This is a genomic window from Methylobacterium sp. Leaf361, from assembly GCF_001424445.1.
Lineage (GTDB): Bacteria > Pseudomonadota > Alphaproteobacteria > Rhizobiales > Beijerinckiaceae > Methylobacterium.
In genome coordinates this window covers 1-21,766 of sequence record NZ_LMPY01000019.1, presented here as the reverse complement: position 1 = coordinate 21,766, position 21,766 = coordinate 1, and the positions used below count along the sequence as shown (strand labels likewise).

Annotated in this window: 15 protein-coding genes and 1 pseudogene; 4 read left to right on the top strand and 12 right to left on the bottom strand. The window is 66.8% G+C overall.

Translation table 11 applies throughout. The features are described 5' to 3' along the window. Positions 1-110 precede the first annotated feature (110 nt). The 3 genes from ASG32_RS14630 to aspT form a co-directional block, all read right to left on the bottom strand. On the bottom strand, positions 111-2,300 hold the full coding sequence (locus ASG32_RS14630; RefSeq protein WP_244491951.1) for a hypothetical protein: 2,190 nt from the start codon (positions 2,298-2,300) through the stop codon (positions 111-113). A gap of 90 nt (positions 2,301-2,390) precedes the next feature. Next, on the bottom strand, positions 2,391-4,037 hold the full coding sequence (locus ASG32_RS14625; protein ID WP_056527354.1) for a bifunctional aspartate transaminase/aspartate 4-decarboxylase: 1,647 nt from the start codon (positions 4,035-4,037) through the stop codon (positions 2,391-2,393). A gap of 27 nt (positions 4,038-4,064) precedes the next feature. Further along, positions 4,065-5,741 carry an aspartate-alanine antiporter gene (aspT, locus tag ASG32_RS14620; protein ID WP_056527351.1) on the bottom strand — a complete coding sequence of 559 codons (1,677 nt, stop codon included), beginning with the start codon at positions 5,739-5,741 and terminating at the stop codon, positions 4,065-4,067. Between the two features lie 394 nt (positions 5,742-6,135). On the opposite strand from aspT, the gene ASG32_RS14615 reads away from it, so the two are divergent. Then, positions 6,136-7,059, top strand: coding sequence for a DUF4344 domain-containing metallopeptidase (locus ASG32_RS14615; RefSeq protein ID WP_199866121.1), 924 nt, complete (start codon positions 6,136-6,138; stop codon positions 7,057-7,059). A gap of 56 nt (positions 7,060-7,115) precedes the next feature. On the opposite strand, the gene ASG32_RS14610 is transcribed toward ASG32_RS14615, so the two are convergent. The 7 genes from ASG32_RS14610 to ASG32_RS14580 form a co-directional block, all read right to left on the bottom strand. Further along, entirely contained in the window at positions 7,116-7,925 is an 810-nt protein-coding gene (locus tag ASG32_RS14610; RefSeq protein ID WP_056527348.1) for a universal stress protein, read from the bottom strand. A 123-nt stretch (positions 7,926-8,048) separates the two neighbouring features. Further along, positions 8,049-8,414 (bottom strand): hypothetical protein, encoded by a 366-nt coding sequence (locus ASG32_RS14605; protein ID WP_056527345.1) that lies wholly within the window; start codon positions 8,412-8,414, stop codon positions 8,049-8,051. A gap of 14 nt (positions 8,415-8,428) precedes the next feature. Continuing rightward, positions 8,429-9,550, bottom strand: coding sequence for an AraC family transcriptional regulator (locus ASG32_RS14600; RefSeq protein WP_056527342.1), 1,122 nt, complete (start codon positions 9,548-9,550; stop codon positions 8,429-8,431). Between the two features lie 378 nt (positions 9,551-9,928). Continuing rightward, on the bottom strand, positions 9,929-10,768 hold the full coding sequence (ppk2, locus tag ASG32_RS14595; protein WP_056527339.1) for a polyphosphate kinase 2: 840 nt from the start codon (positions 10,766-10,768) through the stop codon (positions 9,929-9,931). Between the two features lie 15 nt (positions 10,769-10,783). After that, complete coding sequence (locus ASG32_RS14590) at positions 10,784-13,978, bottom strand: multidrug efflux RND transporter permease subunit (protein WP_056527336.1); 3,195 nt, start codon at positions 13,976-13,978, stop codon at positions 10,784-10,786. A 4-nt stretch (positions 13,979-13,982) separates the two neighbouring features. Beyond that, entirely contained in the window at positions 13,983-15,101 is a 1,119-nt protein-coding gene (locus ASG32_RS14585; protein WP_056527334.1) for an efflux RND transporter periplasmic adaptor subunit, read from the bottom strand. A 95-nt stretch (positions 15,102-15,196) separates the two neighbouring features. Continuing rightward, positions 15,197-15,760 (bottom strand): hypothetical protein, encoded by a 564-nt coding sequence (locus ASG32_RS14580; protein ID WP_056527451.1) that lies wholly within the window; start codon positions 15,758-15,760, stop codon positions 15,197-15,199. Between the two features lie 459 nt (positions 15,761-16,219). On the opposite strand from ASG32_RS14580, the pseudogene ASG32_RS32545 reads away from it, so the two are divergent. Together ASG32_RS32545 and ASG32_RS14575 are read left to right on the top strand one after the other, a co-directional pair. Then, a pseudogene (locus ASG32_RS32545) lies at positions 16,220-16,596 on the top strand (hypothetical protein). A 123-nt stretch (positions 16,597-16,719) separates the two neighbouring features. Further along, positions 16,720-17,139, top strand: coding sequence for a hypothetical protein (locus ASG32_RS14575; protein ID WP_244491950.1), 420 nt, complete (start codon positions 16,720-16,722; stop codon positions 17,137-17,139). A gap of 80 nt (positions 17,140-17,219) precedes the next feature. Here the strand turns inward: ASG32_RS14575 and ASG32_RS14570 are convergent, their stop codons facing one another. Next, positions 17,220-18,899, bottom strand: coding sequence for a SulP family inorganic anion transporter (locus ASG32_RS14570; protein ID WP_082557879.1), 1,680 nt, complete (start codon positions 18,897-18,899; stop codon positions 17,220-17,222). Positions 18,900-19,058: 159 nt separating this feature from the next. Then, complete coding sequence (locus ASG32_RS14565) at positions 19,059-19,556, bottom strand: potassium channel family protein (RefSeq protein ID WP_348271892.1); 498 nt, start codon at positions 19,554-19,556, stop codon at positions 19,059-19,061. 69 nt (positions 19,557-19,625) lie between these two features. Between ASG32_RS14565 and ASG32_RS14560 the strand changes: the two genes are divergently transcribed. Continuing rightward, on the top strand, positions 19,626-20,987 hold the full coding sequence (locus ASG32_RS14560; RefSeq protein ID WP_056527325.1) for a TAXI family TRAP transporter solute-binding subunit: 1,362 nt from the start codon (positions 19,626-19,628) through the stop codon (positions 20,985-20,987). Positions 20,988-21,766 lie beyond the last annotated feature (779 nt).

The window sequence follows — 21,766 nt, the reverse complement described above, 5'->3', positions numbered from 1 at the left end:
ATAGGGCGCCGCGCCTAGGCAATACGCCTGACTTCATCAGGCATAGAACCACGCGTCGGTCAGCCCGCGTACAGGCAGGACCGGGGTGCGCCGAACCCTACAGGCGCAACCTATTCCGGCATTCGAAATCGCGCTGAAGCGGGTCCCGCATAGAGGTGGCCGTCAGGGCCGAATGCACCGGCGAATGCCTGTCCTCCTGTCGTTTCCGCGCAGACGAGATCATGATTTGAAATCTCCGTCACCGTGCATCCCGACGTTGCCGCCAGCGCGCCCGGGACGAGCCGGAAGTCGCCGCGCTCGGGTGCCGTGAAGCCCGGATTGCCGGCACGTCCGTGGGACTCGATCCGGTGCTCGCGCTGGAGCGCAATCGGAAAGCCGTTGCTGCTGACATCGTAATCGAAGACGCTCGCGAGCGCCGGGAGATCGCGTCCGGACTCGTCGACGGGCAGCCACCGGAAGCAGTCGAAGAACGGCAGCGTTCCGGTCTCGCCGAGATAACGGGCGAGGCCGTCCCCGCCGACCACGCCGCGTCCGCAGGTGCTCACATCGAACGTCTCGGGTCTCGGCCGGCACACTTCCTTATCGTAGCCGGGCACGCCGTCCTCGCAGAACAGCAGGGCGTTGTTCCAATGCCTGACATAGGCGGCCGCGCCGATCGCGGTCACGGGCGAGCGCAGGTACCAGCTGTTGTTGAACAGGTAGATCGCGCCGCGCTCCGCATAGCGGTAGGTCCCGGGCTCCGCATCCCGCGGCGGGAGCGCGAGCTTGACGACGCGGCCCTGGAGGCTGGCCTCGCAGGTCTGATCGAGCGGATCCATCCAGGAGACGGCACCGCCCGGACCGATGCTCTCGACCCCGACGGGAAGCCAGCGGGCGCGCGGGAAGTCGTACCGGCGGTCCAGCTTCGGATCGAACGCCCCCCCGGCGGCCGGTTTGTCGACGGGATGGCGTGTGCAGGGCGGCGGGAACGGTGAACGATCCGGCAAGGCGGTCGCGGGGACGTCGTCGAACCAGCCGCGATTGCTGTAGATGTAGATCGGGCCGCCCGCCATGTCGTCGAACGAGAACCACGCGTGGGCATTGACGATCCGGTTGCGGTAGATCCGAACGTCCGTCGCCCAAGTCTCCAGTTCGACGGGGTTGTCGCGCACGTAGGCGAACAGGTTGTCGTAGATCCAGATGTCCTGATTGAACGGGCAGGTCTCCGGCGAGAGATCCGCAGCCTTGCGGTCATCGCAGGCGGCCGCCTTCAGCCGCACGCCATTGTAGGCCGAAACGACCGTGTTGCGGCGAAAGATGATCGGCCCCCGCACATCGGTTGCGCCGAGGAGCGCGCCGTTGAAGTGATCGTAGGCGCCGTGATGGCTGACGCCCCAAGGAATGCTCCGCCAGAGCAGGCCTGGGCAACCGAGCGGGCTGACGCGGCCGTCGGCGCAGCGGAACGGCCCATCGCGCGTCAGGGCCGCGGCGTCGAAGCCGCTCGCGTCTTGCACCCATGTCACGTCCTCGACCACGAGAGAATCGACAGGGTGCTCCGGGCTGCCACGCGCCGCGAGACCGTAGCTGCTTCCGATCACGAGCGAGCGGCGCAGCGTGACGCGGCGGCTGCCGATCGCGCGGACAGCCGCGAGCCAGCACCCGTCGAAGGTCAGATCCTCGATCGTGACGCCGTCCCCCCGGTCGATATCGAGGCAGGCCGCCTCCGCAAGCCTTCCGGCACGGCCGATCGGTATGGCGAGCCGCGAGCGGCGGCTGCGCTCGCGCTCGCCGGTCGAGGCCGGCATGGTCAGGGCACCGAGCAGATCCGGAGTCCGGGGGGCCGCAAGGGCCATCGCGAGGCCGCCGCAGGCCTGCTCGACATCGTCCTCGGGCATCGGGCAGCCGCGTATCTCCTCGACCGTGCGTCCAACCAGTCGCGTGCGCTGACCAAGCCCCCTGATTAGAACCGGCGGCGCGTCCCGCTGTCCCAGTCCGGTCAAGACGATCCGCTCGCGGTAGAACGCTGCAACCGCCGGATCCGGATTGTCGGCGAGGAGTTGGACGACGTCGCCCGGGCTCAGTCCCCGCATCGCCGCAGTCGAGAAGGCTTGCGTCTGCGGGGTGACCATCCGGCCGTCCGCACCGTATCCCGGTCCCGATCCTGAGGGCGTAACGTAGATCGTCCGTGCTACGGCACCCTGCGCCCCCAGGCAGAGCAGCGCCGCCGCGAGCACGCGCCGCGCGCGGCGGCTGCCGGGGGACGAGCGGAGCCGGGCCGTCGGGAGGCCGATCGCGGCATCCGCTCCATCAACGAAAGCCATCGTCGGCGCCTCGACCATGCCGGTGCGGACAGGAGATGCGATCAACAGGCCCGGGACCCGCGCGAACCCGGCACCGGAACGTCGGGCCGGTTACTTAGCCGGCACGTGCTCGACCTCGATCTCCGCCGGGGCGGCGCGCTTGGCAGCCTCGTAGGCATCCCGATAGCCGCGCGCGACGGCACGCACGCCGCGTCCGATATCGGCGTAGGCCTCGTCGGACAGGTTGGCGAGGGAGACCCGCAGGGACCAGTCGGGCGCTTCGAACCCGCCGCCGTTGAGCAGCACGATGCCGTGGACCTCGGCCAGCCGGAAGGCGAGGTCTAGCGGATGGACGTTGCGCTTCAGGTAGGCCACGGCTTCCTCGCCGATGTTCTTGCGCGCCCAGAACTCGAAGTCGATCAGCCCGTAATAGGCATCGTAATTCGGGTTGGGCGTGAGCTGGAGGCCGAGCCCCTCGATCATCGACCAGGCGCGCCGGTTGACGATCTCCATGCAGGCGTCCTGATAGATCTTGTTCTCGTCCATCAGTTCGGCGAGCGAGAACAGGCTCATCATCACCTGCTGAGGCAGGGAGAGGCCGGCGGTGTGGTTGAGCGCGATGTCGCGGCTGTCGGCCACGATGCGGTCGATGAACCTGAGCTTGCGCGGCTCCAGGGTCAGCGGTCCGTAGCGCTTGTCGAGATCCGCGGTCACCTCGGGCGGCAGCTTCGCGATCGCCGTGTCGAAGATATTGTCCTCGTGGATCGCGATCGCGCCGAGCCGCCAGCCGGTGCAGCCGAAATACTTCGAGAACGAGTACACACCGATGGTGTTGTGCGGCAGCTCCGCCATCAGCGATCGGAAATCGTGCACGAACGTGCCGTAGACATCGTCGGTCAGAATCATCAGATCGGGCCGCTTGTCCCTGACCAACCGGGTGATCTTGGCGATCGTTTCCGGGCTCAGCGCCATCCCGGTCGGGTTGCCGGGATTGACGACGAAGAAAGCCTTGACCTTGGGATCGAGCAGCTTGTCGATCTCGGCATCCGTGTACTGAAATTTGTTCTCCTGCGGCGCCTTGATGTGAACCACGTCGAGGGCATAGTCCTCAAGATGCGTCATCTCGAGATAAGGCGTGAAGATCGGCGTGCCGAGGGCGATCGTATCGCCCGGCATCAGGAGCCGGTTGGCCTTGAGCGACTTGAACAGGTAGCACATCGCCGCCGTGCCGCCCTCGACCGCGTAGATGTCGAACCGGCCGGGCGGCTTGCGCGACCCGCACATCGCCCACATCAGGTATTCGTGCACGATGCGCTCGTTGTGGACGAGCATCCGGTCGGGAACGGGGTAGTTGTCTCCGACGATCGAGTCGACGAGTTCGTGCACGAAGGCGTCCGGCTCGAAGGCGAATGTCTTCGTCGCGTAGGGAACGAGGGCGGTCAGGAAGTCCGCGCCGGGCTGATCGGCACGCTGCTGCAGCCAGGCCGCCAGCCGTTCGGCGCTGCCGGCCGCCTGCGGCATGCCGCCGAGCCCGGCGGAGTGGCTCATCACGCGCCGGCTCTCGTTCATCGCGAATTGGCCGAGGAGGAAGAACGCGTCGCGCGGCGTCGTCGCGACCCAGTTCGGATTGCCCCGTCCCGCGTTGAGGAAGGCCGATTGCGTCCGGCGCGACGTCTCCTTGGCCAGCTTGATCAGCTCGTCCTTGATCTCGAACGGGCTGAGCGACTCGAAGTCCTGTAGATCGAACGAACCTGCCATGACGATACTCCGGCGCTTCGGGGTGTCTCAAGAGAAGATGAGCACGATCACCATGCCGTAGATGGTGAGTACGGTGTTGCCGATGGCGTAGGGCATGCCGTAGCCGAGAGCCGGGATCTTGCTCTTGGCGGCTTCCTGGACCATGCCGAGGGCCGCGGTGGTGGTCCGCACGCCCGCGCAGGCGCCGAACAGGATTGCCGGGTGAAACTTGAAGATGTACCGGCCGATGTAGACCGACAGGACCATCGGGATGGCGGTCGCGAGTGCCCCCCAGAGAAGAAGACTCAAGCCCACGGCCTGGACGCCCGCCACGAAGCCCGGACCGGCGCTGATGCCGACGACGGCGATGAAGATGTTGAGGCCCAGCGTATTCAGCAGCCAGAGGGCCGGTCCCGGGATGCGTCCGAAGACCGGGCGGATGGTTCGCAGCCAGCCGAGCACCAGACCGGCGAGCAGCGCGCCGCCGGAGGTCGACAGGCTGATCGGGATGCCGCCGAGCTTGTAGCTCAGGGCGCCGACGAGGCCGCCGAGGACGATACCGGCGGCGAGGAAGGCGATATCGGTCGTCTCGACCGTCCGGTCCGGGTAGCCGAGTTGCTCAATCGCCGCTTCGACGTGGCGACGGCCTCCGGCGAGCGTCAGGATGTCCCCGCGCAGGATCTCGGTCCGCGGCAGCACGGGGATCTCGACCATGTTGCGCATGATCTTGCGCAGATAGACGCCGCGTGCCCACTCATGGCTCGCAAGCGCCTCAAGGGTCATGCCGGCGACGGTGCGGTGCGTGACGAGAACGTCGACGACCTCTGCCGGAACATTGAGGAGTTCCCGGTCCTGGACCTCCTCCAGCATGGGATTGAGGGTTTCGACGAGGCGCTCGCGACGTCCGGAGACGGCCACGACGTCGTCCGGCCGCAGCATGGTCTCGCCATCGGCCTCGATGATCTGATCGCCGCGCCGCACGCGCTCAACGAAGACGCGCATCCCCGGCCATATGTCCCGCACCGGACGGCCGACGATGCTGTCGTCGTCGGGTACCCGGTAGGCCCGCAACTCGATGTGACGGATCGCCGAGATGAGGCCGCCCTCGCTCACCTGACCGCCCATCGTCTGCTCGTAGTCTTTGCAGGCCTTCTCGAGATCGACGCCGATCAGCTTCGGTCCGAGCTGCGCCAGGATGATCGCCGACCCGATCGTCCCGAAGATGTAGGTGACCGCGTAACCGATCGGGATCTGATCGAGATAGGTCTTGGCCTGGTCGGCCGGCATGTCGAGCCGCGCGATCTGGTCGGATGCGACGCCGATTGAGGCCGAGATGGTCTGCGAGCCGGCGTACATCCCCGCCGCGTAGCCGAGATCGAGGCCGGCGAGCTTGGCGCAGAGCACGGGTGAGAGCAGGCAGAGGACCAGGACGACGAGCGAGAAGCCGATCTGCCGCGGGCCCTCTTTGGTCAGGCCGCTCACGAATTGCGGCCCGACTCCATAGCCAACCGCGAAGATGAACAGGATGAAGAAGGTCGACTTGACGTTGGGCGAGATGGCGATCCCGAGCTGCCCGATGGCGACGGCGGCGAGCAGGGTCGCGGTGACATTCCCGAGGCTGAAGCCCGCGATTTTCCGAGGACCGATTGCAAACCCGATCGCCAGGGACAGGAAGATCGCCAGCTCGGGATAGGTCTGAAAGGTTCTGACGAGCCAATCGGCCATAGGATGTTTCCCTATCCGGTCGCTCGCCTTCGCATCAGCGATTCCAGGCGCGCGGATGACAGCTGCCAATATTGCGGCAACACCCACCAGATCCCGCCGCGGTGTGAACCCGGACGGAAGCTATGACGGCCAGAATCTATAACGGCACAGATACGATCCGCTTGATCATTCGTGACAGAGACAGATCTCGTTGCCGAGATTTCGTAGCTTGTCATTTGGCCATCTTGTTCAACATGGAAGCGACTGTAATTTAGGCTGCCAATGGAATGCGGCTCGGCGTCTGGCGGGACCGTTCCGGCGACCCTGCGTCGAGCCGCATCTCGGATTCGTCCGTCAGGCCGCAATTCGACCCGATCCAACCGCCCACAAAGTCCTCTACCACCGGGTGCGCGTCATGGGCATGGCACAGCGCCTTCAGGCGATGGCGGTTTCCGGGCTCGGAGGTCCGGGACAGGACGGCGCCGTCATCAAACACGTCGGCTACCGGGCGATCCACGGGGTCTTGGTGACGGCCGCCCTCCTTCTATCGGTTGCTCCCGTCCATGCCGCTCCTGCGCGGCACGGCCGCGGGCGCGTCGTCATGACCTACGTGCACCCGACCGACCCCACGCATCGCGAGATCTACCGGACGCTGCGGCGGCAGCGCGTGTTGGAGCGGCTCGGAGCGGTCGTCCGCCTGGTCCGGCTCCCCGGTCGTTTGACGCTCCGGGTGAAGGGGTGCGGCGGCGAGGCGAACGCCTGGTACGATCCCGCCAGCCGCGCCGTAACGATGTGCTACGAGCTGGTCGCCGGTATCATCGCTCTCGCCCCGCACGAGGCCTCTGCAGGCGGCGTCACCGAGGATCAGGCGATCCGTGGGCCGGTCGCCCAGATCCTCGTGCACGAGACCGGACATGCCTTGTTCCACCTGTTGCGCGTCCCGATCTTCGGGCGCGAGGAGGACGCGGCCGACCAACTCGCAGCCCTCCTTCTGCTCCACCTCGCTCCTGCGCGGGCCCGGGATCTCGTCGGCGGGAGCGGGTACTTCTTCGTGACGCTGGGGCGACAGGAAGCGGTCGACAGGACCAGTTTCGCCAACGTGCACGGCCTATCGTGGCAGAGATTCTACAGCCTCGTCTGCCTCGCCTACGGCTCCGATCCCCGTCGCTACGCCGACATTGTTGCAAAGGGCTATCTGCCGACCGAACGGGCCGCGACGTGCGGAGAGGAGTACAAGCAGGTGGCTTACGCCTTCGAGAGGCTGATTGGCCCGCACCTGCGGGTACGCCTGTATCGCGGCGCGCGCCTGCGGCGCGCATGGCAATCACGCGCCCCGTAGACCCTCCGCTGCCGTCGTTGGGCGATCACTGGCGGCTTCACACCGCGCGCGGATCTTCAGTGGCTCATGAGGCAGCAGACCGGCGAACGTTTCAGGAAATCTCGCGTCACGCCGCCGAACAACCATTCCCGCAATCTGGACCGTCCATATCCGCCCATGACCACGAGATCCGCATCCGCCTGGTCTACGAAGCGCAGGATTTCATCCGCAACGTTCCGAGCGTTCGCATCCAACAGGTGCTGGCTGACCTGTGCGCCGTGACGGGCCAGAAACTCCGCGACGCGATCGGCACTATCGGATCGGGCTTCCTCGCCCGCGCTGACGACGGAGACGTGCTTCGCGCGGCGGAGGAACGGCAGCGCAGCCGAGACCGCGCGGCGTGCCTCGGGCGCATCTTTCCAAGCGACAACGATCCGTTCGGCTCTGAGGTCATCCGAGCCGGGCGGAGTCATCAGGACCGGACGCCCGACTTCCATCAGGACCGCGCCGGGTAAGGCGCTCATCTCGCCGATGCCTTCATCACTCTCGCGCCCAACGACAACGACGTCCGCAGCCAGCGCCTGCCGCACCAGAAAGTCTGCCGCGTTGGCCTCTGCTTGTAACCAGCTGGTCGGGACATCCGCGCCGGAATTCCGCTCGAACAGATCCCGGCATCGCTCCAAATCCCTCGCGAGCTTGGCTCGCTCCTCGTTGTAGGCCGTCTGAATCTCAGCCAGGTCGTAGCCGGGGCCAGGATTTGGAATCTTGCGCGCGGCGACACCGGTCAGCATGGCCTCGAAGCGCTTCGCGAGATTCGCCGAAAGGCGAACGCGGGTAGCGGCTGCCGCGCCAAGGTCAAGGGAAACCAGGATGCTGGCGAAGGTCATCTCATCAACTCCCGTCGAACCGTCACAAAGGTCGTGCGGTCAGCTTTGCCGGCGCCGCCGCAATCGGCGTGCGCCCGGGTTGCGGTCCTGGAAAACGCATGGCGCTCAGCTGAGGAGCCTTTCTCATGGCCCGATCACGGGAGCTTGCCGGATATCTTCGCGCGTGCCGCTTACGGTCAGGTCATTGTCGAGCTGATGCAGCCTTGGGACCGGGATGCCGATCTCCCCGCCACCGAGCCATCGTCGGCGGCCGACCACGGCGATCAGCGTATGGCCGTCCTGCGAGACCCTGACATCCTGCACGCGCCCCACGACGAGTTTGTGATCGGCGTGGAGCCACCGTCCCCGGAGGGTCGGGATCAGCGACGCCGCCGCCATCTGCATGTGCGAATCTGCCTGCATCGCGATCAGCGAGCGGGCTTCCTGCGCGCGCGCGGCGCCGGCGAACAGGATGAGGGCGCAGACCAAGATGCGAGCGGGTTGGCGCATCCCTTGTCCCTCCTCTAACCCGCCTGAGGCATGTCACTGTCTACGGGGCTGTTCGTCTCCGATCGCTTTTCTTTCCGCCATGTGCTGGGCGCCATGCCCGACCAGCGCCGAAAGGCATGCGTGAAGGCGGCAAGCTCGGAGAAGTTCAGGGCCGCCGAAATCTGCGTCAGGTTCATGCTCGTGTCGGCCAAGAGCTGCTTGGCCACCGCGAACTGGGCCTCGTCGGTGAGCTGCCTGAAGCTCGTGCCCTCGGCCCTCAGGCGGCGGCTCAGGGTGCGGCGGTTCACCAGCCGCAGGCGCGCTATCCGCTCCGCCTTGCAGCGCTGCTTGATCACCGTAGCACGGAGATAGTGGCGGAGCTCGTCGGTGAGCTTGGCGGGCTGAGCGACCTCGATCCGGCGGATCCGCTCCTCCACCCGTCGGCGAACGGCCGGGTCCGCGCCGGCGATCGTCTGCTGCACGAGGGGCGCCAGAAAAATCAGGGCGGTCATTTCCTGATCGAACCGGACGGGCGCGCGGAAGAACGCACCGTATGGCGTGCTGTCATCCGGCGCGGAGCGCGGCAGTAGCACCTCCAGCGGCTCCCATCGGGCCCCGCAGAGCGCCCGTAGAACGTTGGTCACCTTGGCCAGGGCCTGCTCGGAATGCAGGGCGGCTCCGACAACCTCGAGCTCATACGGGGTGTAGCTGGGTACGGCGATCTCGCCGAAGACGCCCAGCCTGACCACGCCGCCCCGGTCCTGTACGCACAGATGTGCCTTGAGGGCCTGCAGAGCGTCCCCGACCGTGTCGCAGTTGCACAGCATCGAAGCGCGGAGCCACTGTGAGGCCAGCGTGACGCGCTCCCCGATGAGGAGCCCGAGCTGCTGGCAATCGGCTGCTAGAGCGATGAGGCGGCCGACCGCGGTGAACGGGACAAGCTTCGTGCGGCTATCGATTATCTGCGGATCGAGGCCGGCTTCGGCGACGAGGCTGCCGAAGCCGGCGCTGAGTTCGGCGAGATCGACTTGGATCGCCCTGACGTCGTCGACTGGGACAAACCTCGTCGAGGGCGCTTTCTCGGTCGCGTGGACGCGCTCGGCCAAGGCTGCCTCCGTCAAGCAGAAGCCGCTGCGCAACTTGGCGGACAGGGACATAGTCGCATCCTCCGACGCCAGTTAATCTGAGCCGCTAATTACTGCTTGATCGGACGGGACACCGGAACAGCTCCGAACCTAGTAAGAGGCTCCCTGATCTTTTTCGGGGCCGAGCGAGGACTTCTCCGAGGAACCTTGCCGGCCGATCCATCAGAGTTGGCTCGGTCCCGATACAGAGAACTCCGATACTGGGACGAAAAAGGATTCACGGCAAAGTCCGGCTGCGGCACGCAGCCGGGACTGCGCCTTCACGGGAGTGAACACACCTTTGCAGGCCGCGTCCCGCCGCCAGCCGGCCTGAGTGCGTCGCGTCCGCGATCGAGATCCTTTATCGCCGCAACACCGTGCAGTCCGCGAACGGTGGCTCCCGCCGCCGGATCAGTACTGCTCCGGCACGAACCGCTGGTCGCGCAGCGTGTCGTCGTAAGCGTTCTTCTTGCAGCGCTTGGGCAGCGCCACCGGCTCCGGCTTGAGCTCCCGGTAGGGGATCAGATGCAGCAGGTGCGCGATGCAGTTCAGCCGCGCCCTGCGCTTGTCGTCGGAGCGCACCACATACCACGGGAGATCGTCGGAATCGGTTGCCGCAAGCATCGAGTCACGAGCGCGGGAATAATCATACCAGCGCCGATAAGATTCCAGGTCCATCGGGCTCAGCTTCCACTGCCGCAGCGGATCGCTGATGCGGGCCTCGAAGCGGATCCTCTGTTCCTGGCGGCCGACCTCCAGCCAAAATTTGATGAGCTGGATCCCGCTCCCGGCGATGAACTGCTCGATTTGCGGACAGAGGGTCAGGAAGCGGCGCTGCTCGGCCTCGCCGGCGAACCCCATGACGGCCTCGACGCCCGCACGATTGTACCAGCTGCGGTCGAAGATCACGATCTCGCCCGCAGCCGGGAAGTGCGCGATGTAGCGCTGGAGGAAAAGCTGGCTCTTCTCGCGATCGGACGGCGCCGGCAGGGCGACGACGCGGAACACGCGCGGGCTGACCCGCTCGGTGATCGCCTTGATGGTTCCGCCCTTGCCAGCCGCGTCGCGCCCCTCGAACACCACGATGATCCGTGCGCCGGTCGCCTTCACCCAGGCCTGAAGGTGGCAGAGCTGCACCTGTAGCTTCCGCAACTCGCGCTCGTAGACCTTGCGCTTGAGCCGGCTGCGCTCGCCGGGTGGCTCGTCATCGACGCGCCCCTCAGCGGCGAGTGCCTGATTCGTACCCTCCATGGGGCCAATCCTCCGCTATTCCGCCGGGAGATGCCCCGGCGTGCCGGCGGGCGCGTTGGGTTGCGCGGCCGTGTCGGTCGTCTTGCCGGTCCCACCGCTCAGGAGGCGCCACGCCCGCTCGCGCAGGCCCTGGAACACGACGTAGAGCGGCGGGATCACGAAGATGCCGAGGAACGACGCGGCGATCATGCCGCCGAACACGGGCGTCCCGACATCGCGCCGGGCGAGTTGCGAGGCGCCCGTGGCGATCACGAGCGGGAGAAGCCCGAGGATGAAGGCGAAGGAGGTCATCATCACCGGGCGGAAGCGGAGGCGCGCCCCCTCGGTCGCGGCCTCGCGCAGCGGCACGCCCTTCTCGCGCTGCTCCTTGGCGAACTCGACGATGAGGATACCGTTCTTGGCGGCCAGGCCGATCAGCACGACCATGCCGATCTGCGCGTAGAGATCGAGGGTGAGATCGCCCCAGACCATCGCCGCGTAGGCCCCGACGATGCCGACCGTCACGGAAAGCAGCACGGGCACCGGGATGGTCCAACTCTCGTACAGGCCGACCAGGAACAGGAAGGCGAACAGGACGGCGAAGGCGAGGATGATCGCGGTCTTGCCCTCCGCCCGCTTCTCCTGGAAGGCGGTGTCGGTCCATTCCCCGCCGAAGCCCGCCGGCAGCGTGCGCGCGGCGACGGCCTCCAGGGCGGCGAGCGCTTGGCCCGAAGAGACGCCCGGCGCGGGGCCGCCCTGCACCGTCACGGCGCGGAGGTTGTTGTACCGGATCAGCGCGGGCGGTCCGACGATGATGCGGGCCTCCGCGAGGCTGCGCAAAGGCACCATCCCGCCGTCCTTGTTGCGCACGTTGATGCGGTAGATGTCGTCGATCTTCTGGCGGTCCGTCGCCTCGGCCTGGACCTGGACCTGCCACGCACGGCCGAACAGGTTGATGTCGTTGACGTAGTAGCCGCCGAGCGAGGCCTGCAGTGCCTGGAACACGGCGTCGAGCGACACCCCGAGGATCTGGACCTTGTTGCGGTCGATATCGAGGTAGACTGAGGGGTTAGTCGCCGAGAAGGTGCTGAAGACGCGATCGAGCTTCGGCTCCTGGTTCGCCGCGACGAGGAGCCCGCGCAAGACTTGCGCGAGCTCCTTCGGGTCGCCGCCGCGCAGGTCCTCCAGCACGTAGGCGAAGCCGCCGCCCGTGCCGAGGCCGATGATCGGCGGCGGCGCGATCGGCACGACCGTGCCGCCGGGGATCTCGCGGAAGCGCTGGCCGAGCCGCGCGATCAACGCCGCCGCGCCGTCGCCCACGCCCTTTCGCTCCTCGAAGGGCTTGAGCGTCACCACCTGGAAGGCGGCGCTGCCCTGCGAGTAATTGTCGATGAAGTTGAGGCCGACGACCGTGGTCGTGTCCGCGACCGCGTGCTCCTCGCGCAGGATCGCCTCGGCTTGCGCCGCGACCGCCGAGGTCCGGTCGACGGACGCACCCTCGGGCAGTTGCACGACCACGAAGAACGCGCCCTGATCGTCCTCCGGCAGGAAGCCGGTGGGCGTGATCTTGGCCAGCTCGACCGTGCCCCAGGCCGCCGCGAGCGACAGCACGACGCCGATGATCGACAGGCGGACGATGCGGGCGACCGCCGCACCATAGCCGTCGCGCACCCCGTCGATCGCGCGCATGATGAAGCCCATGATCCCGCGGCGTGGACCGTGGTGCGGCCGCAGCAGCACCCCGCAGAGCGCGGGCGAGAGCGTCAGCGCGTTGATCGCCGAGAGGAACATCGAGACCGCGACCGCCACGGCGAACTGGCGGAACAGCTCCCCCGAGATGCCGGGCACGAACGCGACCGGCACGAAGACCGACAGCAGGACCAGGGTGATCGCGATGATCGGGGCCGTGATCTCGGCCATCGCCTGTTTGGTGGCCTCGCGCGGGGAGAGGTCGGGATGCTCCTCCATGACCCGCTCGACGTTCTCGACGACCACGATGGCGTCGTCGACCACGATGCCGATGGCGAGCACCATGGCGAGCAGCGAGACGGAGTTCGCCGAGTACCCCACCGCCTTCAGGGCGATGAATGTGCCGATCAGGCTGACGGGCACGGCCAGCGTCGGGATGAGCGTCGCGCGGAGGCTGCCGAGGAACAGGAACACCACCACCACGACGAGCACGAACGCCTCGATCAGGGTCTTCTGCACCTCGTGGACGGTCTCGGTGATGAAGGCCGTCGGGTCGTAGGTGACCTTCCATTCCAGTCCCTCCGGGAAGGAGGCGGCGAGTGCCGCGACGCGGGCCTTGACCTCCTTGAGCGTGGCGATCGCGTTGGCGCCCGGCGATTGGTAGATCGCCACCACGGTCGCGGGGCTGCCGTTGAGTCGGGTCTCACGATCGAGGCTCGCCGCACCCAGTTCGATCCGGGCGACGTCGCCGAGGCGGAGCAGGGAGCCGTCCGGGTTCGTGCGCAGGACGATGTTCTGGAACTGCTCGGGCGAGGTGAGCCGTCCCTGGGTCTGGATGCTGAGCTGAAGCTGCTGCGCGTTGGAGATTGGCCGGGCACCGATCCGGCCCACGGGCGCCTGGACGTTCTGCGCCTTGATCGCGTCGATCACGTCGCTCGTGGTGAGGTTGAGCCCGGTCAGCTGGTCGGTCCGGACCCAGGCCCGCATCGCGTAATCCTGCGGTCCCCACAGGGTCGCGTCGCCGACGCCGGGCGTGCTCTTGATGCGGTCGAGCAGATTGATGGTGACGTAGTTCGAGATGAAGAGCGGGTCCTGGGCGCCCTTGGGCGAGTAGACCGCGAGCACGCCGAGCAGGGCGGACGACTTCTTCTTGACCGTGATACCTTGCTTGCGAACGTCCTCGGGCAGCTTGGCCAGGGCGATCTGGACCCGGTTGTTGACGTTGACGGCGTTGATGTCGGGATCGGTCCCGAGCTCGAACGACCCGGTGAGCGTGTAGCTGCCGTCGTTGCCGCTGACGCTCTTCATGTAGATCATCTTGTCGACGCCCACGACCTGCGACTCGATGGGCTGGGCGACCGTGGATTCCACCACCGCGGCGGCGGCGCCGGGATAGGTCGTCGTCACCGAGACCTGCGGCGGCACGATGTCGGGGTATTGCGCGACCGGAATGGTGAACAGCGCCAGGGCACCGGCGATCGACGTGACGATCGCGATCACGATCGCCAGGCGCGGTCGGTCGACGAAAATCGCGGACAGCATGGCCTCAGATCCCGCTTGCCGACTGGCCGATCGGGTTCGCCCGAACGGCGATCCCGGGCCGGACCCGCTGCAGGCCGTCGACGATGACCAGTTCGCCGCCGGACAGGCCCTCGTCGACGATGGCATCCGGTCCGGTGCCGCCGGAGCCCAGCTTGACCCGCCGGATCACGGCCCGCCCGTCCTCGACGACGAAGACGTAGACGCCGCCCTGGTCGGCGATGAGGGCAGCCTGGGGCACCATCACCTTCTCCACCGGCGCTCCGGTCTGCAGCGCGACCTTGACGAGCTGGCCGTCCCGCAGGGCGCCGGTGGGGTTCGGCATGCTGGCGCGTACCAATACCGTATCGGTGGTGCGGTCGACGCTGATGTTCACGAAGTTGACCCGGCCGGTCTGGTCGTACGTCGTGCCATCGGAGAACTGGATCCGCACGGCGATCTTGCTCCGGTCCAGCGGGGCACCACCCTGCTGCACCCGGAGGAACTCGCGCTGGCTGACCGGGAAGGCGACGTACATGGGATCCTGGCTCACGATGGAGGTGAGCACCCCGCTGTCCGGTCCAACCACGTTGCCCTTCGTGACGCTGGTGCGTCCGATCCGGCCGGCGATCGGGGAGAGGATCTTGGTGTAGCCGAGGTTGATCTGCGCCGTTTTCAGGCTCGCCTCGTCGCCCAGCACGGCGCCTTGCGCTTGTTCGAGGGCGGCGCGCGCCTGGTCGCGCGCGACCACGGTGCCGGAATTGCGGTCGAGGAGATCCTGCGCGCGCTGGAGTTGGATCGCCGCGAGCGTCTTGGCTGCGCGGGTGCGCTCCAGCGCCCCCTCCGCTTGACGGACGGCGGCCTCGAAGAGGTCGGGCTCGATCCGGTAAAGCGGCGCTCCCTCCGGAACGAGTTCGCCCTCCTTGAACAGGACCGCGTCGAGGTAACCCGTGACCCGCGCCCGCACCTCGACACGGCTCACGGCCTCCACCCGGCCGACGAAGTCGAGCGCCGTGTCGATGGCCTTCTTCTGCGCGGCGACGGTGCCGACGGGCAGCGCTGAAGCGGGCGCGGTCTCCGCGGCGGCGGAATGCGATCCTGCGGTCAGAAGAGCGAGGATGAAGAGACAACGAGACCAGCGGAACATGACCGTCCCTCGCCCGGAGAATCCCCGCGCATCCTTGCAGATTACGCCCGCCCGGCTTGATCGGACGGGACAATTGGCCGTCCCACTCGTAACGATCAGGTCCCGGGTGATACCTTGTGACTCGAGAGCATCAGCGCCTTCAGCTTTTCGCGGCCGAGCACGCGGCCAAGCTCCCGCCACGCAAAGTAGGGTACGAGCGCGATGGCCATGATCACCGTCATGACCGAGAGGCCGCGCACGCCGCCGCCGACCGCTGGCAGGGCCTCGACCAGCCTGTGCCCCTTCCAAAGGTTGATCAAGGTCTCTTCCAGGGCGTAGGCGCAGACGAGAAGCACGGCAAAACCGGCAGACCGTAGCGCGATGGGCAGGGCCAACGGTCGGCCCTGGAAGTGCGGACGGGCGTCGAGCCCCTCCGCCACAAGCATCACCTTGGCCAGGATCCAGGCATTGACGAAGGCGAGGCCGTAGAAGTGGGAGCTCAGGCCGTGCCGCGATAGCACCACCGACTCGTGCAGCACCAACACTCCGAACACGACCCAGAGATAGGCGAAGATCGCGGCGATGCGTTTCGCTTCTCCGTACAGTCGGCGACCAAGGTGTCGCCAGGTGGCCGCCGACGCGGCGCTGCGGCCGACCGTCGAATCAGTAGGCGTGCGCATCGTCCTGCCCTCCTGCCTGACCTGGAAAGGTTGCCCGATCTCAAGAACCACCGATGCGGCGACGCATTGCAATTCAGAGCCACTTGTCCCGCTCGATCGCGCAACAGGATGTCAACTCAGTCCATCATGCCGGCAATACGTGAAAGTAATTAATATGTTCCCATGATATTATTTTATTATATTGCGCCGTCAATGTTAATTGTTTATCTAATATTTATTTTATGGCAAAAAAGTTTCAGGATTTGGGTTCGGGCAAAATGGAGTTTAGATCACTATTTAATTTGACGCAATGAGCGATTATGTACTGGAGTAACCGCGACTGTCCCTTTTAATCAAGCCCATGGGGCGAACCGAAACTACAATTCGAATCGAACTGGTTGAACGGCTGACGAATAATTCTCGCTCTGGCTGGCGACCAAGCTGTGCTGGACGTTCCGTAAACTTGGAGGAGGCTATCCCATGAAGCGCTTCACCATCCCTGCCTCCGCCGCCGCCACGCTGATCCTCACCAGCGCCCCTGCTGAGGCGCGCGGCTTTCGCGGCGGCGGCTTTCACGGAGGTGGCTTCCGGGCCGGCGGCTTTCATGGCGGTGGGGTCGCGGGCTTCCGCGGTGGTTACCATGGCTGTCACGCCTACCGAGGTGGTGTCGGCCGTTACGGCGGTGGCTAGGCCTATCGCGGAGCCTATGGCCGTTACGGTCGTCCCGGATACGGCGCCTACGGCTATCGCTATCGTCCGTATGGCTACGGGCTGGCCACCGCGCGGGCGTCGGTGCCGTAGCGGCAGCAGGCTACCACGGAACGACGTCCGGCGGATGCGGTCCTCGCCATTACTGAGACGCCGATGCCGGTGTCTGCCGCCCGAATTGAGGGCGGCCGCAGAGCGTCGTTCGCGAGCCAAGGACGCCAATTTCCGGCGTTCCGCACCATCCCGTCACGTGATTTAATGGGGCGTTGGTCATGCGCATCAGGATCGCTGTCTTATGTCTCGCGGCTGCCGGACTGTCGTCCGCACAGGCGCAGGCGCAGGACTTCACGAGTGCGCCGCGGCTCCTCGTGCACGGCAACTATTGCGGCCTCGACAACCGCGCGCCGCTTCGGCCCGTAGACGCGCTGGATCGCGCCTGTGCGCGCCATGATGCGTGCACGCCCGAGGGCGAATTGCCGTCCCGGCTCTGCAATCTCCGCTTGTCTCGGGAGGCAGAGCTGATCTCTCGGGATCCCCGTCGGCCCGACGACGTTCGGGCTGCGGCCGGGTTCATCGCCTTCAGCGCCGCCGCAATGCCGTTCGATCCGGCACCCCGGGCGGTGATGGTCGCGACGCTCGGTATCCCAGGCCCATATGTCCGCCAGCGCACGCGCGTCGGGTACGATTATTAGGCACCGGAGCGGTCACGCAGGAGCGGTCACGCAGGAGCGGTCACGCAGGAGCGGGCGGCCGGCGCCGGCCGCGCTGCCGCTCAGGGTTCCGTAGACGTTGCCGTGGCAGCCCGGAGCGCCCCGTAGCGTGCAATGGCCGTACGGGCGTTGAACAACAGGCGGTCCGGGCCGAGTTCCCGGTCCAGGCCCGCGCGCCGCACCATCCGGAGCACGTCCGGGTTGCAGCCCACGAGCCAGACGCTGACGGCAGCGGACCGTATGCCCTCCTGCAGCATCTGAAGCGCAGAATACTCGATGTCGGACACGCGGCTGAGGTCGAGAGCGACGACGCGCGGCTTGTGCTCCTCCATCAGCGCCCGCATCCGCTCCCCTACGGTCTGGGCATTCGCGAAATACAGACGGCCCTCCGGACGGAGGATCAGAAGCCCGTCGAAGGTCTCATCCTCGGGATGGTCGCGTGACTGTGGACGCAGGACGTCGGCCCCGGGCTTACGGACGATGATCGAGATACGGGGCTGAGCCGTCTGGAGGGCAAGGCCCAGGAACGAGAGGACGACGGCTACGACGATGCCCTGGAGCGTCCCGAAGGCGAGGACGCCGATTGCCGCCGCGACGGCCCAGCGAAACTCCATGCATCGGACCGTATAGATGGCGCGGAACTCCGCCGGCTGGATCAGACTGGCCGAGTACACGACGACGATCGCCGCGAGGGCCGCCTGCGGCAGGAGGCCGAGGATCCCGGCGAGGAACAGCATCGTGGCGAGCGCGGCGACGGCGGTCGCGAGCGAGGTCGCCTGCGTCCGGCCGCCGGCGGCGCGAACGACACTCGTCTGCGAGGTTCCACCACCCGCCGGCATGGCGCCGAGCAGGGCTCCGCCCAGGTTTGCCGATCCGGTCGCGACCAGTTCGCGGTTGGCATCGACGGGCGGATCGCCGGGGCCGACGAAGGCCCGTGCCGCCGCGATGCTCTCCGTGAAGCTCATCAGGGCGATCCCGACCGCGCCCGGCAGGAGCGCGAGGACGAGGCCGGGATCGGGCACGGTCAGGGACGGCAGGCCCTGCGGGATCGGCCCGACTGTGGAGACGCCCCGCGCGCCGAGGTCCAGCACCCACGAGGCGGCGATCGCGGCGGCGGCCACGACCAGGGGCGCCGGCGAGTGCGGCTTCAACCGTTCCATGCCGATGAGGATGGCCAGCGTCGTGCCACCGACGGCCAAGGTTGGAAGAGAGATCTCGGGGAGGTGGCGGACGACGCTCGCCAGATCGGCGAAGAACGACTGCTTCGCGATATGCAACCCGAGGAGCTTGGGCGCTTGGTCCAGCAGGATCACGAGACCGATGCCGGTCTTGAAACCCGTGAGCACCGGCACGGAGATGAAGCTTGCGATGAAGCCCAGCTTCAGGAGCCGCGCCGCCAGAAGCAGCGCGCCCACAAGGGCCGTCAATGTCGCCGCGGCGACCGCAAGTCTCGCCGGATCGCCGTCCGGAACCACAGTGCCGAGCTCGGCCCCGGTCAGGATAGCCAGCGTCGTCGTCGAGCTCACGCTGAGGACGCGCGACGAGCCCAGCAATCCGTAGACGACCGGCGGCACGAACGCGGTGTAGAGCCCGACCGACACCGGCAGCCCGGCCACCGTAGCATAGGCCATCGCCTTCGGCAGGACGACGGTTGCGGCCGTGAGCCCCGCCACGACATCGTGGCCGAGATCCGGTGACACACGGTTCCAGTCAGTTCGAAGCGCCTTGCCGGGATCTCTCATCGGAATCCCCGTATCCAGCCAGGGCACGAAACTGACTGTAGCACCGTCCGCGAGAGTGTTGCGGGGTGAAGACGCAACGGCGTCGGATCCGTTTTTCGGATCGGCTCTGAAAGATCGACGCCGGACGGCGCCCGGATGCTGGACCAGCGGGACCTGACCTCAGAACGCGTCTCTCTCCATGAGGGCGAGGGTCCGTCGCAGGATCTCGAAGATCACAGCCGTCGACCAGCCGAACAGCAGGATCCCGTTCATTGCGGCAACCGGGCCGAGGAGGCGCCAGCGTTCGGCTGGAACGATGTCTCCGTAGCCGAGCGTTGTATAATTGACGAACGCGAAGTACAGAAAGTCGGATCCTGCTGGCGCTATCCGGATCACTTTGTAGATCGCGGCCCAGATCGCAACTTCAACAGTATGCGCCACCATAATGACGCACACGGCTGACGACATGATGCGCCAGAGGGTCACGCTGCTGTAGCCGCGGATGGCGCCGTGCACACGAACCAGCTTCAGGATGATGGTCATCATGAAGGCGTGGATCGTGATGCTGCACACGCTCCCGAGCGCGCCGATCGCGAGTTGCGCCAGCATGTCGTTCCCCCGGAATCGATGATACTTCAGCACGCGCCAGGACAACAGTCGATCATGACGGAACGTCATCGCGGTCCGGGGCCGCTCGCCCGGCAGAGCGCAACGGACACGTCGAGCGGCTGAGGGCCGGGAGTAGGCATGCGCAAAGCGGCGTTTCCTGTCGGTCGTGAGGCATGGCTCACCCTCGGATTGGTGCTCGTGCTCGTCGCCACCGCGGCGGCGGGGGTCCATTTCACCCGCGCCAGGACCCTGACCCTTGCGGTCGCCCCGAACGGCGGCACCGAGCCGGACTTGCTGCGGGCCTACGCGGGCGAACTCGCCCGCAGGAAAACCGGCGTCCAACTCAGGATCCTGGACTTCCCGGGGGTCCGCGAGAGCGCGGAGGCGCTCAGAACCGGCAAGGCGGATCTGGCGGTGGTCCGACCGGACGTCGCGATGCCCGGGAACGGGTTGACCCTCGCGATCCTGCGGGAACTCGCGGCCTTCGCGGCGGCGCCGGCGGGATCCGGCATCGGGAGCATCCCGGATCTGGCGGGTAAGCGGCTGGGCATGCTGGCGAGCCGGGACGCGGACAGGACGCTTCTGCGCGACCTGCTGACCCGCGACGGGCTGGAACCGCTCACCGACGCCCCGAACGGGACCGTTCCGCCGCAGGCCGTTCTCCTCGTGCCGCTCGAGGAAGCCGACGTGACGGCCGCATTCGGCGACGGGCGCATCGACGCGATGGCGCTTGTGACGACGCCCACGCTTCCGGCGGCACGGCGCTTGGTCGGCTTCGTCCGCGCGGCGAGCGAGGACGGCACGGTCGCGCTGGTCGGCGTGCCAGACACCGCCGCGGTGCTGGCGCGCTGGCCGCGCCTCCAGTCGGTCACGGTGCCGGCCGGGCTGTTCAGTGGCAACCCACGCCTGCCGGCCGAGGATGTCGCGACGGTCGGCTCCTCCTACCGGTTGATGGCGCGCGCCAGCCTGTCGCGCAGCCTCGCAGCCGAGGTCACGCAGCATCTGTTCGAGATGCGCGCGGCTTTGGCCGAGACCGTACCGGCCGCCGAGGCGCTCACCTATCCGGCCTATGAGGACACGGCGGACGCCACCACCGCCCGCCTGCCCATTCACCCGGGCGCCATCGACTATTACGAGCGTGAGCAGGAGACCTTCATCGAGCGCTATGAGAGCTGGATCTATCTCGTGGCCATCCTGGGCGGCGGCGTCTGCTCGACCATCGCTTGGCTGCGGCAGCGCCTCGGGCGCATCCGGCGACAGCGGATCGAGGTCGCGACGACGCGCCTGCTCGCACTCCGCTCGACCGCCCGGCGGGAGACCGACCGGGATCGTCTGGACGCCATCGCGGCTGAGGTCGACGACCTAGCGGCGAGCATCGCCCGCCACGCCCTCAACAGACCGACGGAGCCGCGGCTGCTCGGCGCCGCCACGGTGGCGATCGAGGCCGCGCGCTCGACGGTCCGTCGCGCCGCGACGCGCCCCGATCGATCGGCATGCTGATCGGAGTTCCAGGCAGAGTTCAATCGTAAGGATTGATCCGTCCGATGTGGATTTCGGGTTGTCGGGGATGCAGTTCAACTGGATGCTGGCTGATGATGTGATCTGTGTCTGCATCGATCGCCGCCGCCATGTCCGCTATGGAGAGGCTGATCGATCTGGCTGAATGGCTGCAAGGGGCGCGAAGCCGAACGGCCGGTTTTGCACGCATTATCTACTCGGCATGACGTCGTCTGGCCGAAAGCGGAATGGCTGTTTCGGAGAATGCCTGCCGGGAAAGCAGACGCACTCCTACCGACCCAGACCCTCCGAGCGAGCAGTCTTCGGCCCTTCCGAGAAGCGGTCATGCCTTGGCATCGCCTCTGCCCAAAATTCCCATGTGTGCTTGTGCGCTTGCTTAGCCTGCGGTGGCCTCAATAAACCTGCGGGATAATTGTAAACGCCACGGCGAGCACCAGAATGCGGGTGCTTTACGAGAACACGTTGGGCGAAGATAATACATTGCGATTTCGTGAGGTGCGCAATGTCCGCTTCCGGCTTGGCGCTACATGCAACACTGCTATCTCGCCGGTCGCTACTCGGCGTGACGGCCTTCGGCGCATCAAGCAGCCTCCTCGGCTGTGCCCTGCCAACTCGGCTCGCCGCCGTGCCACGCGGATGCGCGAGTGCTGCAACGGTGCTCGGGGTCGTGTCCCTGGAGGTGGTGTAGCTCGCCGGTAGCGGGAGAGCCCGCCTGCGCGCCCTTCACAGCGCTGTAGCAGGCGGGATCTCTCGCGGGGTGG